16 protein-coding genes, 6 tRNA genes and 1 other RNA gene are annotated in these 15,082 nt (G+C 24.8%); 14 read left to right on the top strand and 9 right to left on the bottom strand.

Annotated features, from left to right (window positions below):
* The first annotated feature begins 81 nt into the window (after positions 1–81).
* Together JSR03_RS00215 and htpG are read left to right on the top strand one after the other, a co-directional pair.
* Positions 82–166 (top strand) — tRNA-Ser (locus JSR03_RS00215).
* 64 nt (positions 167–230) lie between these two features.
* A complete protein-coding gene (htpG, locus tag JSR03_RS00210) occupies positions 231–2,039 on the top strand; it encodes a molecular chaperone HtpG (protein ID WP_204097760.1) in 1,809 nt (602 codons plus the stop codon).
* Here htpG and JSR03_RS00205 read toward each other — a convergent pair.
* Positions 2,027–3,325 carry a MiaB/RimO family radical SAM methylthiotransferase gene (locus JSR03_RS00205; protein WP_204097759.1) on the bottom strand — a complete coding sequence of 433 codons (1,299 nt, stop codon included), beginning with the start codon at positions 3,323–3,325 and terminating at the stop codon, positions 2,027–2,029. The genes htpG and JSR03_RS00205 overlap by 13 nt on opposite strands.
* On the opposite strand from JSR03_RS00205, the gene rplS reads away from it, so the two are divergent.
* From rplS to JSR03_RS00190, 3 genes are read left to right on the top strand one after another with little or no spacing between them, the layout of a single operon-like run.
* Positions 3,300–3,713, top strand: a complete 414-nt coding sequence (gene rplS, locus JSR03_RS00200) for a 50S ribosomal protein L19 (RefSeq protein WP_317193094.1) — start codon at positions 3,300–3,302, stop codon at positions 3,711–3,713. The two genes, JSR03_RS00205 and rplS, sit on opposite strands and share 26 nt — an antisense overlap.
* A gap of 22 nt (positions 3,714–3,735) precedes the next feature.
* Entirely contained in the window at positions 3,736–3,945 is a 210-nt protein-coding gene (locus JSR03_RS00195) for a 4Fe-4S binding protein (protein ID WP_204097758.1), read from the top strand.
* Entirely contained in the window at positions 3,935–5,383 is a 1,449-nt protein-coding gene (locus tag JSR03_RS00190; RefSeq protein WP_204097757.1) for a glycine--tRNA ligase, read from the top strand. Before JSR03_RS00195 ends, JSR03_RS00190 begins: the two co-directional genes overlap by 11 nt.
* Here JSR03_RS00190 and JSR03_RS00185 read toward each other — a convergent pair.
* The 6 genes from JSR03_RS00185 to lipA form a co-directional block, all read right to left on the bottom strand.
* Positions 5,381–5,453 (bottom strand) — tRNA-Arg (locus JSR03_RS00185). The genes JSR03_RS00190 and JSR03_RS00185 overlap by 3 nt on opposite strands.
* A 3-nt stretch (positions 5,454–5,456) precedes the next feature.
* Positions 5,457–5,531: transfer RNA gene (locus JSR03_RS00180), tRNA-Pro, on the bottom strand.
* 7 nt (positions 5,532–5,538) lie between these two features.
* A tRNA-Ser gene (locus tag JSR03_RS00175) sits at positions 5,539–5,619 on the bottom strand.
* Positions 5,620–5,631: 12 nt separating this feature from the next.
* A complete protein-coding gene (locus JSR03_RS00170) occupies positions 5,632–6,894 on the bottom strand; it encodes a malic enzyme-like NAD(P)-binding protein (RefSeq protein WP_204097756.1) in 1,263 nt (420 codons plus the stop codon).
* A 225-nt stretch (positions 6,895–7,119) separates the two neighbouring features.
* Positions 7,120–8,427 (bottom strand): ribosome biogenesis GTPase Der, encoded by a 1,308-nt coding sequence (der, locus tag JSR03_RS00165; protein ID WP_204097755.1) that lies wholly within the window; start codon positions 8,425–8,427, stop codon positions 7,120–7,122.
* A 50-nt stretch (positions 8,428–8,477) separates the two neighbouring features.
* Positions 8,478–9,326 (bottom strand): lipoyl synthase, encoded by an 849-nt coding sequence (gene lipA / locus JSR03_RS00160; RefSeq protein WP_204097754.1) that lies wholly within the window; start codon positions 9,324–9,326, stop codon positions 8,478–8,480.
* A 62-nt stretch (positions 9,327–9,388) separates the two neighbouring features.
* Between lipA and JSR03_RS00155 the strand changes: the two genes are divergently transcribed.
* On the top strand, positions 9,389–10,129 hold the full coding sequence (locus JSR03_RS00155) for a hypothetical protein (RefSeq protein ID WP_204097753.1): 741 nt from the start codon (positions 9,389–9,391) through the stop codon (positions 10,127–10,129).
* A 74-nt stretch (positions 10,130–10,203) separates the two neighbouring features.
* On the opposite strand, the gene JSR03_RS00150 is transcribed toward JSR03_RS00155, so the two are convergent.
* Positions 10,204–10,286: transfer RNA gene (locus tag JSR03_RS00150), tRNA-Leu, on the bottom strand.
* A 291-nt stretch (positions 10,287–10,577) separates the two neighbouring features.
* Positions 10,578–11,534, bottom strand: coding sequence for a tryptophan--tRNA ligase (trpS, locus tag JSR03_RS00145; protein ID WP_204097752.1), 957 nt, complete (start codon positions 11,532–11,534; stop codon positions 10,578–10,580).
* A 33-nt stretch (positions 11,535–11,567) separates the two neighbouring features.
* On the opposite strand from trpS, the gene frr reads away from it, so the two are divergent.
* The 8 genes from frr (at position 11,568) to rpsR (ending at position 15,082) form a co-directional block, all read left to right on the top strand.
* The gene (gene frr, locus JSR03_RS00140) at positions 11,568–12,167 is read left to right on the top strand and encodes a ribosome recycling factor (RefSeq protein WP_204097751.1); all 600 of its coding nucleotides are present in this window, start codon (positions 11,568–11,570) and stop codon (positions 12,165–12,167) included.
* Complete coding sequence (gene asnS, locus JSR03_RS00135; RefSeq protein ID WP_204097750.1) at positions 12,168–13,484, top strand: asparagine--tRNA ligase; 1,317 nt, start codon at positions 12,168–12,170, stop codon at positions 13,482–13,484.
* 23 nt (positions 13,485–13,507) lie between these two features.
* A tRNA-Ile gene (locus JSR03_RS00130) sits at positions 13,508–13,582 on the top strand.
* 28 nt (positions 13,583–13,610) lie between these two features.
* Complete coding sequence (rplU, locus tag JSR03_RS00125; protein ID WP_204097749.1) at positions 13,611–13,943, top strand: 50S ribosomal protein L21; 333 nt, start codon at positions 13,611–13,613, stop codon at positions 13,941–13,943.
* On the top strand, positions 13,933–14,190 hold the full coding sequence (gene rpmA, locus JSR03_RS00120) for a 50S ribosomal protein L27 (protein ID WP_204097748.1): 258 nt from the start codon (positions 13,933–13,935) through the stop codon (positions 14,188–14,190). The genes rplU and rpmA overlap by 11 nt, the downstream gene beginning before the upstream one ends.
* 1 nt (position 14,191) lies before the next feature.
* Positions 14,192–14,451, top strand: a transfer-messenger RNA (tmRNA) gene (gene ssrA / locus JSR03_RS00115).
* A gap of 12 nt (positions 14,452–14,463) precedes the next feature.
* A complete protein-coding gene (rpsF, locus tag JSR03_RS00110; protein ID WP_204097747.1) occupies positions 14,464–14,820 on the top strand; it encodes a 30S ribosomal protein S6 in 357 nt (118 codons plus the stop codon).
* Positions 14,813–15,082: a 30S ribosomal protein S18 gene (rpsR, locus tag JSR03_RS00105; RefSeq protein WP_204097746.1), complete on the top strand. Its 270-nt coding sequence runs from the start codon at positions 14,813–14,815 to the stop codon at positions 15,080–15,082. The genes rpsF and rpsR overlap by 8 nt, the downstream gene beginning before the upstream one ends.

Genomic DNA, 15,082 nt, shown 5'->3' with positions numbered 1-15,082 from the left:
ACTTTAATTAAGATTAATAACATTAAAATTAGACAACTAATTAAGAGTAAAAAGTATAAGTAGAAGTATATAATAGGTGTTGGAGAGATGGCAGAGTGGTTTAATGCGGCGGTCTTGAAAATCGTTGAGTAATAATACTCCGGGGGTTCAAATCCCTCTCTCTCCGTATTATTTTAAACAGTTTAATTATATAGATTGTATAATAAGATTAAGCTTAATAGCATAACAATATGGAAAAAGGAAAAATAAAAGTTACAGCAGAAAATATATTCCCTATAATTAAAAAATTTTTATATTCATATAATGACATCTTTTTAAGAGAACTAATAAGTAATGCAGTTGATGCATGTGTTAAAATAAAAACTTTAGCTAATTTAGGAAAATTAAATATTAAAGTTAATAAACTAGAAATAGAAGTAAAAGTAGATAAAGCTAATAAAATCTTAATAATAGCAGATAATGGTATAGGCATGACAATAGCCGAAGTAAAGAAATATATTAACCAAATAGCTTTCTCAAGTGCCGAAGAATTTCTTAAAAAATATAAGACTGAGGATGCAATTATAGGTAATTTTGGTTTAGGTTTTTATTCTTCTTTTCTTGTTTCAGATAAAGTAGAAATACTGACCAAATCATACCAGCAAGGAATTCACTCAGTACATTGGATTTGTGATGGCACCCCTAATTTTATATTACGAGATGCAAAAAAAGAAAAAATAGGTACTGTAATTTTATTACACCTAAATGAAAAATACAAAGAATTTTTAGAAGATTATAAGATACTTGAATTGTTAAAAAAATATTGTAGGTTTCTCCCAATTCCTATAAAATTTAAGAATAAAATAATAAATAATACACACCCTCTCTGGAAAAAAAAATCTCTTGAAATTAATGATAAAGAATATAGAGATTTTTATAAAGAATTATTTCCAGAAATTTTAGAGGATCCATTATTATGGATTCATTTAAATATTGAACATCCTTTTAAGCTGACAGGCATTTTGTATTTTTCTAAACTAACTAATCCAATGGATCTTAAAAAAGATAAGATTCATTTATATCAAAATCAAGTTTTTGTTACTGAACATTTGGAAGGTATAGTGCCAGATTTTTTAAGTTTTTTAAAAGGTGTAATAGATTCTCCAGACATTCCACTTAATGTTTCAAGATCACATATAAAATCAAATATAACTTTAAAAAAAATTTCTAATTATATTACTCGGAAAATTGCAGACCGACTCACGAAAATGTTCTTAAAGGATAGAAAGTCTTTTGAAAAAAACTGGAAAAATATAAAACTAATTATAGAATATGGTATGATAAGTGAACCAATATTTTATGAAAAAGCTAAAGCTTTTGCTTTATATAGTGATATCAATGGAAAATATTTTTTATTTTCTGAATTCTTAGAAAAGATAAAGAAAAAGCAAAAATCAAAAGCCAATAAAATAATTTGCTTTTATGCTACTAATTTAGATGAGCAAAATCTCTATATAGAAAATGTTTTACAAAAAGGTTATAAAGTCTTATTACTAGATACTCATTTAACAGTTCATTTGATCCAAAAACTAGAAACGGATATTAATAATCTTTCTTTTGTAAGAGTGGATTCACAAAATATAGAGAATATTTTTATGGAGAAAAAAGGGACTAATCTTACTCAGCAAGAAAAAAATACCTTAAAAAAGGAAATAGGTAAAACCATCGACAACAAAAAATTTAAAATTAAATTCGAAAACCTAAATGAAAACTATCTACCTTTTATAATAAATATACCAGAATTTATCCGTCGGATAAATGAAATTAATTTAATGAGAAACTTCAAAGAAAAAAACTATTATAATTATAATTTAGTTGTAAATACCAATAATAAAATTATAAAAAGAATATTGAGAGAAAACAAACAGGAAATTAAAACCACTCTAATAAGAGACTCACTAGAATTTATATTACTTTGTCATAATCTTTTAAAAGGAAAGAACAAAAATAGTTTAATAAAGAGAATATTAGAAAATATATGTACTTGCTATAAGATTTGACATTCCATATTATTATAATTATCGATTTTAATAAGTTTTACTGCTTTAAATTTCTTGATAAGATTAGGTTTCCATTTAATTTTTGAACTAATGTAGGTATCTGTAAAACCAAAAATATAGCCATTTTTCTTTGTTTTTTCAAACAATACTCTATAATGTTTAAAAAGATGTTTTAAACAATAATTTTTCTTTTTTTTTTTCGAAAGTAATCTAATAATTTTACTGCGTTTGGAACGCATAATTTTTGGGATAGTTTCTTTCATAAAATATGCGTCTGTATTTTCTCTTTCTGAATATGGAAAAACTTGAATATAAGCTAATTCTAAACTTTTTAATAATTTATAAGTTTCTAAAAAGTTAGCTTCTTTTTCGCCCGGAAAGCCTACGATTATATCAGTTCCTACACAAGCATCAGGTATAATATTTAATATTTTTTTAACGTTTTTAATATATCTTTTTACATTATACCTTCTTTTCATCTTATTTAAGATATAATTACTACCTGATTGCAGCGGGAAATGAAAATGAGGAACAAATAGCTTACTTTTTGAAATTAAACTTATTATTCTATTATTTAATAAATTAGGTTCAATAGAAGAAATTCTTATACGAATATTTGCAGTGAGGTTTTGTTCCATTTGATTGAACAAATAAAACAAATCGTATTTTGTTTTATTAAATCCAAAATTTCCAAAATTTCCAAGATTTATACCAGTTAGAACAATTTCTTTAATATTTAGTAAAGCTAGTTTTTTTATAGTCTTTATAATATTAGAAATATTTTCTGATCTAGATCTACCCCTAAAATTAGGAATAGGACAATAACTACATTTATAATCACATCCATCTTGGATTTTTAGAAAAGATCTCGTACGTGTTTCATCCAATGAAACTGAAGACTTATAATAATTCTTAGAAATAGAAATATAATTCTTATTTTTATTTTTTAACTTTAAATAATAAGGTAAATCAAATTTATCTTTAGTTCCAAGTATCAAATTAACATTTTTTAAAATGTTTTCTGTCTTATATAATTTATGCGTAAAACATCCCAATAGTATTATGTATGCCTTTTTATTGATTTTTTTTATCTTTCTAATAAAAACAAATAAATCTTTTTCTGCATTTTCAGTAATACTACACGAATTGATTATATAAATATTTGCAAACGTATACCAAGATACGTATTGATATCCTAAATTTAATAAATTTCTCTTTATTGTAGAGTATTCAGAATAATTTAGTTTACATCCGTAAGTAATGAAAGAGAATCTTAATTTTTCCATTTGGAAAGTTAAAAAAGGTAATACTAAGACTAATACTAAGACTAATACTAAGAAGCAAATAATGAAAAATATTAATGAATATTTATCAGGAAAATATAAAACAAAAGCTGCATTTAAAGCAGGGGATACAGTAAATGTAGATTACGAAATTAAAGAAGGTGATAAAAATAGAATACAATCTTTTAAAGGTATAATAATTAAAAAGCAAGGAAATAGTACATTTACAATTAGAAAATTTAGTGGCACAATTGGTGTAGAAAGAATATTTCCCATAAATTCTCCTATTATTAAAAAAATTAAAATTATTCTGTCTGGAAAAGTTAGAAGATCAAAAATTTATTATTTTAGAAACTTAAGAGGAAAACAAGCTAAAATAAAAAGCATATAAAATTACTAATGAATGTAATGGAATGTATAAAATTACTAATGAATGTATAAATTGTGGAGCTTGTGAATTAGAATGTCCAAATAATGCAATTTATGAAAGTAAAGAGAATAGGTATTTTATAGTACCAGAGAAATGTACTGAATGTATTGGGAAATCTGAAAAGCCTCAATGTGTGGCAGTCTGTCCAGTTAATTGTATAAAAAAGTATAAAAATAAAAATCATGAAAAATAAAAATAAGAAAATTTCTTTTAAAGAAATTGTATCACATGCAAAACAATATGGCTTTGTTTTTCCTAGTAGTGAAATCTATGATGGCATAAATGCGATTTATGATTATGGTCAATATGGAATCTATTTAAAAAATAATATTAAAGAATACTGGTGGAAATCAATGATACAAATTAATGAAAATATAATTGGATTGGATACTAGTATATTAATGCATCCTAATATCTGGAAAGCTTCAGGTCATGTTTCTAAATTCAAAGAAATCTTTTTATATAATGAAGATACTAAATCTAGTTACCGACTTGATTTCTTAATCGACATTTATTTTAAAGAAAAACAGCTTAGAAATAAAGAAAAACAGCTTAAAAATAAACTTAGAAAATATATATATAAAAAATTTCAACTAAATGAAAACTATAAAATATTAATATTAATAAATAAAATTAAAATAAATAAAATTTTAAATAAATGGACTAAAATATATGAGTATAATTTAATGTTCAAAATACCATTAAAAGAACATAAAAATTTTTATTTACGTCCAGAAACAGCACAAGGAATTATTACCAATTTTTTAAATGTCCTAAATACTAGTAAAATTAAAATACCATTTGGTATAGCTCAAATAGGAAAAGTGTTTAGAAAGGAAATAATAGCTAGACAATTTCTTTTTAGAATGCGAGAATTTGAACAAATGGAAATGCAATTTTTTATTCCTCCTAAACAGGAAGAGAAATGGTTGGAATACTGGAAAAAAAAACGTTTAAAATGGCATTTATCCCTAGGTTTAGGTGAAAAAAAATATATATTTTATGAACATGAACAATTAGCACATTATGCTAAAAAGGCATATGATATTCAATTTAAATTTCCTTTTGGTTTTAAAGAATTAGAAGGGATTCATTCAAGAACAAATTTCGATCTTAAAAATCATGAAAAATATAGCAAAAAAAGATTTCGAGTTTTTGATAAAGAAAAAAACAAATTTTATATTCCATATATAATAGAAACTTCTATTGGACTAGATAGGATGTTTTTAGCAGTTTTTTCTGCTGCTTTAAAAAAGGAAACAATTAAAGACACAAAAAAAGAAAGAATTATATTAAAAATTAATCCTGCTTTAGCACCAATTAAAGCGGCTATATTTCCTTTAATACGAGACAAAAGGTTAATTTTTTATGCCAAAGAGATTTATAAAAACTTGAAATTATATTTTCTTTTAAGCTATGAAGAAAATGATTCTATTGGTAAGAGATATAGAAGACAAGATGCTATAGGGACTCCAATTTGTGTAACAATAGATTTCAAAACTTTAAAAGATAAATGTGTAACTCTGAGATTTAGAGATAAAATGTTGCAAAAAAGGGTATTAATTAAAGATTTAAAGAGGGAAATTAAAAAAGAAACCAGTATGAATCAACTTTTTAAGTTACTTATATGATCACAGCTGGATTTGAACCAGCAACCTACTGCTTAGAAGGCACTTGCTCTATCCATTGAGCTATGTGACCCTATCGGGATGATAGGATTCGAACCTATGACCTCCTGGTCCCAAACCAGGTGCGATAACCTTTCTACGCCACATCCCGTAACTTACGGAGAGTGTGAGATTTGAACTCACGAGGTAAAAACCTACAGTTTAGCAAACTGCTCCGTTAACCACTCCGGCAACTCTCCAGAATTAATTAATTAAATAATGATTCTACTTTTTAATTCAGCAAAATATTTTTTCCAATTATTTATTTTCTTTTTAGCTACACCTGATTTAATGGCAGCCTTGGCAACAGCAATAGACACGTTTACCATAAGCCGAGGATCAAATGGTTTAGGAATTATATAATTTTTCCCAAATTTAAGCTTGTTTTCATTATATAGAAGACTTATTTTTTTAGGTACAGGTTCTTTAGCTATCTTAGCTAGTGCATAGAGAGCTGCTAATTTCATGTCTTCATTTATTGAGGTTGCCTTAACATCTAAAGCTCCTCTAAAGATATAAGGAAAACATAAAGCATTATTTACTTGATTTGGATAATCACTTCTACCAGTTGCTATAATAATATCTGAACGTGTTTTTAGAGCTTTGTGGTATTTAATTTCTGGATTTGGATTTGCTAAAGCAAATATTATAGGGTTCCTCGACATACTCCTTAACATTTTTTTTGTTAATATATTCCCAACAGATAAACCAATAAATACATCAGAATTGATAATTATTTCTTCTAATTTTGTATAAGAAGTTTTAACACAAAATTCTAATTTTTCTTTTGTCAAATTTGTTCTACTATTATTTAGTACTCCGTGACTATCACACATAAAAATGTGTTTAACCCCAAGTTTCTTATAAATTCTGCCACAAGAAATGGCAGCCGCACCCGCCCCATTAATAACCATTTTAATATTTTCTATTTTTTTATTTACTAATTCTAAAGCATTAATTAATGCCGCACCGGAAATTATTGCAGTTCCATGTTGATCATCATGCATTACTGGAATCTTTATTTTTTTTAATTCTTTTTCTATTTGGAAAGCTTCAGGAGATTTAATATCTTCTAAATTTATACCTCCAAAGGTAGAGGAAATTGATTTTACAATTTCAATAAACTTTTTGGGGTCTTTTTCCTTAATTTCTAAATCAAAAACATCTATATCAGCAAAAATTTTAAATAATAATGCTTTTCCTTCCATTACTGGTTTAGATGCTTTTGGTCCAATATCACCTAAACTTAAGACAGCCGTCCCATTAGTAATAACTCCCACTAAGTTGTTTTTATTTGTGTATTTATATACTTTGTTTTTATTCTTAATTATTTCTTTACATGGTTCGGCTACTCCTGGTGAATAAGCATAAGATAAATATTTAGGGGAGTAAAATTTTTTACTTGGAATTATTTTAATTTTTCCAGCTGGATATTTCCTATGATAGGATAAAGCTTTTTTCTTTTCTGTTTTCATTATTTTTGTATATATACTTATTAATATAAACTTTATTTTATATTTAGTTAATAGTTAAATTATTATTTTAAAATCAATTTAATTAGGTACGATCTTATTAATTCTGTATACTTTTAGTAAAAGCATCTCTTTTTTATCCCTCTTTATAAGAAGATAAGATCTTTAAGGCCTCACTGGGTGTTTATAGTTTGAATAAATTATTTTATTCCTAGAGCTCAGACAGAATTATTTTGTTTTAAATTTAATTTTAATCGGGATTCCAATTAGATCAAAATTAGACCTTATTTTTTTTTCTAGAAATCTTTTATAAGACCTAGGAATAAGTTTAGGATTATTGCTAAAAAAAATGAATTTCTTAATACCTTTTTTTAAAATTGGGACGCAATATTTTATAGAAAGATTTCTACCATTACTTAAATTTATTGTTTTTTTTTTTAATATCGGAAGCATAATTTTATTAAAATAACTTGTATTTATTTTTTGTTTTTGCTTTTTTATTATACTTATTGCTTGCTTAAAAGCTTTAATAATATTTTGTTTTGAAAAATTAGAGGTGAAATATATTGGCAGATCTGTAAATGGATAAATTTTTTTAATAATATTTTGTTTCAAATTTTGTAAAATACTCTTCTTCTTAATAAGATCACATTTATTAATTAATATAATAATACCTTTAAAGTTCTTTTTAATAATTTGAAAGATCTTTATATCTTGTTTTTGAAACCCTATTTTAGGATCTATTATTAAAAAACATAAGTCAGAATTGGAAATTGCTTGAGTCGTTCTAAGAAATGAAAAGTATTCGAGATCTGCCTTTTTTCTTTTCTGTTTTATTATCCCAGCAGTATCAATCAAAATACATTTAAAATTAAATTTATTAGAAATTACTTCTATACAATCCCTAGTAGTCCCTGGAAGATCACAGACTATGCTTTGATTTTTATTTAATAAGGTATTAATTAAAGATGACTTGCCTACATTTTTCCTGCCTACTAAAGTAATTCTAGGCAGATTGGAAGTTTTTAATTTAATTAATATTTCTGTTTTATTAGAAAAAATAGAATTTAATAATTCGTTAATCCCTTGTCCAGTATAACAAGATAAAAAAAAATAATCCTTAAATCCTAATTTTAAAATATTTTGTGTTTCATAAAGATATGATTTATATTGATCAATTTTATTAATAGCTATAAAAACTTTTTGTTTTGATCTTTGTAAGATATTAGATATATTATAATCTATAGGCAATATTCCAGATAAAATATCTATTACAAAGATTACATCGGTTGATTCTTCAATAGCAAATAAAAATTGCTCACATATTTTAATTTGTAAAGCTTTCTTTCCAATTACATATCCTCCAGAATCTATCAGAGTAAACTTATTCCCTTTCCATTTACACTCACAATATATCCTATCTCTGGTAACTCCACTCGAATAATGAGTAATTGCTTTCTGGTAGCCTGCTAAATAATTAAAAAGGGTAGATTTGCCTACATTAGGATGGCCTACTATAGAAATTCTTTTTTTCATAGTTTAAACTGTTAGATATTAACAAAGAAAAAGCAGTTGGGAAAGCTTGCTTAAAGAATATGTTTATAGGCATTATAAGAACTTCTAACTAAAGGATTGCTTTCAACATATAAAAAGCCCATATCTAATGCTATATTTTTGTAGTATTTAAATTTCTGAGGCGTAATAAAGCTTTGAACTGGGTAATGTGTTAAAGTGGGGGCTATATATTGACCTATTGTTAAGATCTCAATCTTGGCTTTTCTAATATCTTTAAAAGTATTTATTACTTCTACTTCGGTTTCACCTAATCCTAGCATAATACCAGTTTTAGTTCTTATGTCACTTTTTGTTTTGATATATTTTAAAATAGATAAGCTTCTATCATATTTAGCTTGAATGCGTACTGTTTTGGTTAATCTAGGTACAGTTTCTAGGTTATGAGAAATAATTTCTGGGTGTTCCTTAATTATTAGGGCAATTTTGTTTTTATGCCCTTTAAAATCTGGTATTAATGCTTCTATAGTCGAAGTAGAGATTTTTTTAATTTCTCTTATTGTTTTAAGCCATATTTTTATTCCCATATCTTTTAAATCATCTCTATTAACAGAAGTCAAAACAACGTGTTTAATTTCCATTGTTTTGACTGTCTTTGCAATTTTGTAAGGTTCTAACACCTTGATTTTTTTAGGTTTTCCAGTTTTTATCGCACAAAATTTGCAAGATCTAGTACATATATTTCCTAATAAAAGAAAACTTAACACTCCATTTTTCCAACAAGTTCCAAGATTAGGACAATCACTACTTTTACAAATTGTATTTAAGCTTTCTTTTAAAAGGAAATTATTAATATTATCATACTTTCCTCCAATCGGAAATCTAACTTTTAACCAAATTGGTTTATTTTTATTAATATTCATAATCCAAATAATAAATAAAAGAAATTGAAAAGAAAATAAAAAAAACCTCAGAATAAGAAAAAATGAAAACTAATTCAAGGATTGAATCCCAATTAAAATACATATATAGATTACAATTAATTCATTTGCGTTTAAAATATTTAAATTATATAATAAATATATTTACAGTCTTTATTATAAGATTTATTTTGTTTTTAAAACAAAAAAAAAGATATCTATTCTTTTTAACACAAAGACTAAAAAATAACAAAAAACTTTTAAGAAGTAATTCAAAATTAAATATATATAAAAAAAAAATTATCCAACTTTTAAAATCACTTCAAAAAAAGTTGGAGCTTGATCTCGAATATCATTATATTTATTTTCTTTTAAAGAAAAGAAAAGCTTTAAATAAAAAGAATAAAATTCTTATTAAATCAATAAAAATTAAAACGATAAAACAATATCTGCTGATTAAAGACTTCATATTTAAAAGGAAAATTATAAATTATAAAGAAATAAAAGAAAAACTGAAGAAACAGCTTATCTTTTTAAAAGAAATTGAAAAGAAAATAAAAAAACAGATTAATAAAAATTTCTTAAAAAGATATAAACAGATTCTTTCTATAAGTGGAATAGCGGTTGTACCAGTTTATAAAAAGATACCATTTGGTACATATATATTAATTACTCAACAAAAATATTATGAATTATTAGAAAGAAAAAAAATAATTATTGAAGAAATTAGTGGTAGAATCCTAATAGATTTTTATTTAGCTAATAAAGAAAATAATAAGATGAAGAAAATCTTATTTAAGTTTTAATAAGATACGTTGTGGTATTTGAAACCACAGGATTTTGAGTTCAGCGTGTATACCATGCCACCATACAGGCAGATTGCGGATAAAGGGATTCGAACCCTTATATCTTTTTAGATACTAGATTCTAAGTCTAGCGTGTATACCATTCCACCATATCCGCAAGAAATTATTTCTTTTTATGTCTATTTTTTCTGCTTTGTTTTTTTCTTTTATGTGTTGCTATTTTTTTTCTTTTTCTTTTTTTGCCATTTGGCATTTTAATAAAAACTTTTTAGTTATTAATTAATTCTTTAATTTTCTTTACTATTTAAACTACTGTAAATTGACTAGCTTTAATTTTATTAATTTAAATTACGTTAATAAGAAATTTATTTCTTTGAGAAAATTGTCCAGTATTTAATTCTGCTCTCACAATTTAAGGTAAATTGTTTCCCATAAAAATTGAGAACTGCTAATTACATTCGAAAGCTTTTCTAACTTCAGAAATAGTATAATTGACTATTTGTTTCATTTTTTGAGCCCCTTTTTTAAAAATTGTTTCTAACTTATTTTTTCTTTTTATGTAGTATTTATATAAATTACGTTCTCTTTTAAATTTCTTTATTATAAACCTATATAATTCTTCTTTTGCATGTTCGTATCCCATTTTAAAATTATTTTTTATTTTTTCTTTTTTTTCTTTCCCTGCCAAGCTGATATATATATTATATAAATTATCTTTTAATAATTCTTTTTTATTACTTGAAAATTGTTTTTGTGTCTTAATTTTCAGAATTTGTTTTTTAATTTCTTTTTTAGAGGCAAAAAGATCTATAATGTTATTTTTAGTTTTACTCATTTTGGTTCCATCTGTACCGGGTATTAAATTTTCAAGTACTATGGCTTGAGGAAGTGGGAAGATTTTTTTTATATTATTTATTTTTTTGGCTATTTTTCTAGCTATTTCTAAGTGCTGTAGTTGATCTTTTCCTACTAATACTAGTTCGGCTTTACTTATTAATATATCAGCAGCCATTAAAATTGGATATGTTAATATTCCTGTATTTATTGTGTTTTTTTTTTTTACATTTTCTTTAAAAGAATGTACTAATTTTAATCTATTATATGGATATATAATACTAAAAAACCAGAATAATTCAGTAACTTCTGGTAAATCAGATTGTCGATAAAAAAGAAATTTTTTATAATCTATTCCACAAGCTAACCAAACAGCTAAAATTTTGTATGCATTGTTTTTATTATTTTTAATATATTTTAAATTCGTAATAGAATGAAGGTTAGCAATTAAAATAAATTTCTTTTTAAACTTTTCATTCTTTGTTAAAAATATAGTAGGGTAAATAACTCCTATTACATTCCCCAGATGTGGACGACCAGTACTTTTAATACCAGTTAAAAAATTAGACATTGGTTTTCTTACATTAATTAATAAGATAAGATAATGGATATGTTAAAAACAAACATAATATTAGTTTATATAAACTACATAACAAATCCCAAAAGAGAAATGAAAAAAGAAATTAAAGAAAAAATGAATCAAATTTTATATTATTATAAAAATAAACTTTCTAAAATTAGAATAGGAAAAGCCAATACCGATATGTTAGACGATATTACTGTAGAATATTATAAAAATAAAGTGCCTTTATATCATTTATCAAGCCTAGAAGTAATAAATTCAAAAACTATATTAATTAAGCCATGGGAAAAAAAAACTTTGGCTCTAATCGAAAAAAGTATAATTAAATCAAACCTAGGTATTCTTCCAATTAACAAGGGGAAATTTCTCAAATTAGTAATTCCAAGTTTAACAGAAGAAAGGAGGAAAGAAATAATTAAAAGTAATAAGCTAAAATTAGAAACCGCTAAAATTAGTTTAAGAAATATAAGAAAAGATTATAATAATAAAATAATTAAAGAGTTTAGTGAAACAGATTTAATTGAAAAATATAAAAAGGATGTGCTTGAAGCAACTAAAGAATATATTTATAAAATAGAAAAAATATTTGAAAATAAAAATAAAGAAATACTTAAAATCTAGATGTGCCATACGATAAGATCTATTTTAAAACAAAATACGAATTTAATAAACCAAAAAATAGTTGTAAATGGGTGGGTAAAACATATAAGATCAAATAAATTAAAAAAGTTTGTGATAATAAACGATGGTTCAACCATAAGAAATTTACAACTTATAGTAAAAAATGAAACCCGAAAACTTAATAGAGGTACTTTTTTAAAAGTAAAAGGCAAAATAGTATTAAGCAAAGGAAATAAACAAATTATTGAGCTGTTAGCAAAAAACATAAGAATATATGGCTTATTCAAAGAGAAAGATTTTCAAAAGACCATATTGCAACCGAAAAAACATAGTTTTAATAAATTAAGACAACAAGCTTATTTAAGATTTCGTACTAATTTATTTAGTTCAATAATGAGGGTTAGACATAATGTCTCTTACCTAATTCATAAATATTTCAATAAAAGGGGGTTTTATAATATTCAAACCCCTATAATAACTAATTATGATTCAGAAGGGTATAGTCAACTGTTTAAGGTAACTACTAAATCAGATTTTTTTGGAGAAAATGCCTTTTTAACAGTTTCTGGACAATTGCATGGAGAATCGGCGGCGTTAGGATTAGGAAAAATTTATACTTTTGGCCCTACTTTTAGAGCCGAAAATTCCAATACTCCTAGACATTTAGCAGAATTTTGGATGGTAGAACCAGAAGTAGCTTTTTTTAATTTAAAAAATAATATGTATTTAGCTGAGCATTTTATTAAATATATAATGAAAAAAATTATTAAATTATCTTATGAGGATTTATTATTTTTGGATAAAAACAATCAAATATTTAATAATATTAATTTAATATTAAATAAAGACTTTAAAAGAATAACTTACTCAAAATCCCTTAAAATTCTAAGTCAAAATGGGTATCAAATTACATGGGGAAAAGATTTAAAGTCAGAACATGAAAAATTTTTAGTAGAAAATTATTTTAATTCCCCGATAATTATATTTGATTATCCAATTGATTTAAAACCATTTTATATGAGAATAAATAAAGACAAGAAAACAGTATCAGCAATGGATATTATTTTTCCTTATGTAGGTGAAATTATTGGGGGTTCACAAAGAGAAGAAAGATATAAAATACTATTATCACAAATTCAATATTTTAAATTAAAACAAAAAGATCTAGAATGGTATATTAATACTCGAAAATTTGGAACTGTTCCACACAGTGGGTTCGGATTAGGTTTTGATAGACTAATTCAGTTCATTACAAATATGAAAAATATAAGAGAGGTAATACCATTTCCAAGATCTCCCAAAAAGATTTATACATAACTCAGACTAGTTAAATTTTGCTAGGTCTCATAGCTCAGCTTGGTTAGAGCACTTGACTCATAATCAAGAAGTCGCTGGTTCAAATCCAGCTGAGACCACAAAATATGTCGAAATAATTTTATTTTTATGAAAGCTTGTTTTGAAGCTTTAGGTAACCAGTTTGTGGCAAGAAAAGAGAAAGATTTATATATACCTTTTTTAAAATTAGAAAAAATAGGCCAACAAATTTTGTTCCAAAAAATTATTTTATTTCTAAATAATGGCAAGGTTAAAATAGGCAGACCATATTTGAAGAATATTTACATTTTAGCAGAAGTAATTGGTCATAGGAAAGAAAAAAAAATAATTGTTTTTAAAAAAAAAAGAAGAAAAGGGTATAAACTGAAAAAAGGTCATCGCCAAAAGATGACTAAAATAAAAATTATATCAATAGTAAAAAAAATAAGACATGGCACATAAAAAGGGAGTTGGAAGTTCTAGAAATGGTCGTGATTCTCGAAGTAAACGCTTAGGGGTAAAAACATATGGTGGCCACATAGTTAAACCAGGAAATATAATTGTAAAACAACGTGGTTCGAAATTTTTACCTCTACAAAATGTTTACATGAGTAAAGATTATTCTATACATTCTTATATTTATGGAAAGGTGTGTTTTAAAAACAAAGGAATAAAAAAATTTATATCAGTTTTATCGTTAGATAACTGAAGGGGCTGATTTGGTTTTGACATCAAGTAAATATAATAAGATAGCATATCGTGAAATGTAATGAAATCACGTAAAAAATTCATTACAAAAAACTAAATGGCAAAAATTACTCTCTTGCAGCTTAAGCTTTTTTTAAGCTAAAATATTACAAAATTGATTGGTTATAATTTTAGGGCTGCTAACATTAGAACTTACTAAATATGTATAAATCTTATTATATTGCTTGTTTGGACACGGGTTCGATTCCCGTCAGCTCCATAAAGATGTCCCAAGATGGATTTAAAATCAGCCTTTTATGAAACGTTAATAGTGATTTCTCCGACTGTTTCAGAAGAAGAAAAAAAACAAATTATTTCTTCCTATGAAAACTTCTTAAGAAGAGAAGGAAGAATAATTTATCAAATTAAATGGGGTAAAAAAAAATTAGCATATATTATAAATAAAAAGAGATTTGGCATATATCATATATTTTATTGTAAAATCCTAAAAAGCTCAGTAAAAAACTTAGAAAAAAAATTAAATCAAGATGAAAATGTAATTCGTTTTTTAATTCTTAAAATTAAGAAGAAAGCTCTAAATTATTTCGAGTCAAAAGTTAATATAACTTTAAATAAGAAATTAGATGAATAAAAAAGCGGCACTTAAATATTTAACGCCATTAAATATAGAAACTAAACCTAAGAATAAAACCTGTTATTTCCAAAATAAACAAATTAATTTTATAGATTATAAAAACTTTTACCTTTTAAAAAAATTTTTAAATGAAAGAGGGGAGATTTTACCTCGCAGAGTAACTGGTACTACCACTAAAAAACAGAGAAGACTTAAAATTGCTATAAAAAGATGTCGACATATTGGTTTATTGCCTTTTACTACTGATAATTTTAAATAA

The organism is Candidatus Karelsulcia muelleri (assembly GCF_016888765.1).
Taxonomy (GTDB): domain Bacteria; phylum Bacteroidota; class Bacteroidia; order Flavobacteriales; family Blattabacteriaceae; genus Karelsulcia; species Karelsulcia muelleri_F.
This window is presented reverse-complemented; position numbering and strand designations above follow the sequence as displayed.

Coding starts and splice junctions, on each gene's coding strand:
- htpG (WP_204097760.1), top strand. CDS start 231: ATGGAAAAAGGAAAAATAAAAGTTACAGCAGAAAATATATTCCCTATA.
- rplS (WP_317193094.1), top strand. CDS start 3,300: ATGAAAGAGAATCTTAATTTTTCCATTTGGAAAGTTAAAAAAGGTAAT.
- JSR03_RS00205 (WP_204097759.1), bottom strand. CDS start 3,325: ATGGAAAAATTAAGATTCTCTTTCATTACTTACGGATGTAAACTAAAT.
- JSR03_RS00195 (WP_204097758.1), top strand. CDS start 3,736: ATGTATAAAATTACTAATGAATGTATAAATTGTGGAGCTTGTGAATTA.
- JSR03_RS00190 (WP_204097757.1), top strand. CDS start 3,935: ATGAAAAATAAAAATAAGAAAATTTCTTTTAAAGAAATTGTATCACAT.
- JSR03_RS00170 (WP_204097756.1), bottom strand. CDS start 6,894: ATGAAAACAGAAAAGAAAAAAGCTTTATCCTATCATAGGAAATATCCA.
- der (WP_204097755.1), bottom strand. CDS start 8,427: ATGAAAAAAAGAATTTCTATAGTAGGCCATCCTAATGTAGGCAAATCT.
- lipA (WP_204097754.1), bottom strand. CDS start 9,326: ATGAATATTAATAAAAATAAACCAATTTGGTTAAAAGTTAGATTTCCG.
- JSR03_RS00155 (WP_204097753.1), top strand. CDS start 9,389: ATGAAAACTAATTCAAGGATTGAATCCCAATTAAAATACATATATAGA.
- trpS (WP_204097752.1), bottom strand. CDS start 11,534: ATGTCTAATTTTTTAACTGGTATTAAAAGTACTGGTCGTCCACATCTG.
- frr (WP_204097751.1), top strand. CDS start 11,568: ATGGATATGTTAAAAACAAACATAATATTAGTTTATATAAACTACATA.
- asnS (WP_204097750.1), top strand. CDS start 12,168: ATGTGCCATACGATAAGATCTATTTTAAAACAAAATACGAATTTAATA.
- rplU (WP_204097749.1), top strand. CDS start 13,611: ATGAAAGCTTGTTTTGAAGCTTTAGGTAACCAGTTTGTGGCAAGAAAA.
- rpmA (WP_204097748.1), top strand. CDS start 13,933: ATGGCACATAAAAAGGGAGTTGGAAGTTCTAGAAATGGTCGTGATTCT.
- rpsF (WP_204097747.1), top strand. CDS start 14,464: ATGGATTTAAAATCAGCCTTTTATGAAACGTTAATAGTGATTTCTCCG.
- rpsR (WP_204097746.1), top strand. CDS start 14,813: ATGAATAAAAAAGCGGCACTTAAATATTTAACGCCATTAAATATAGAA.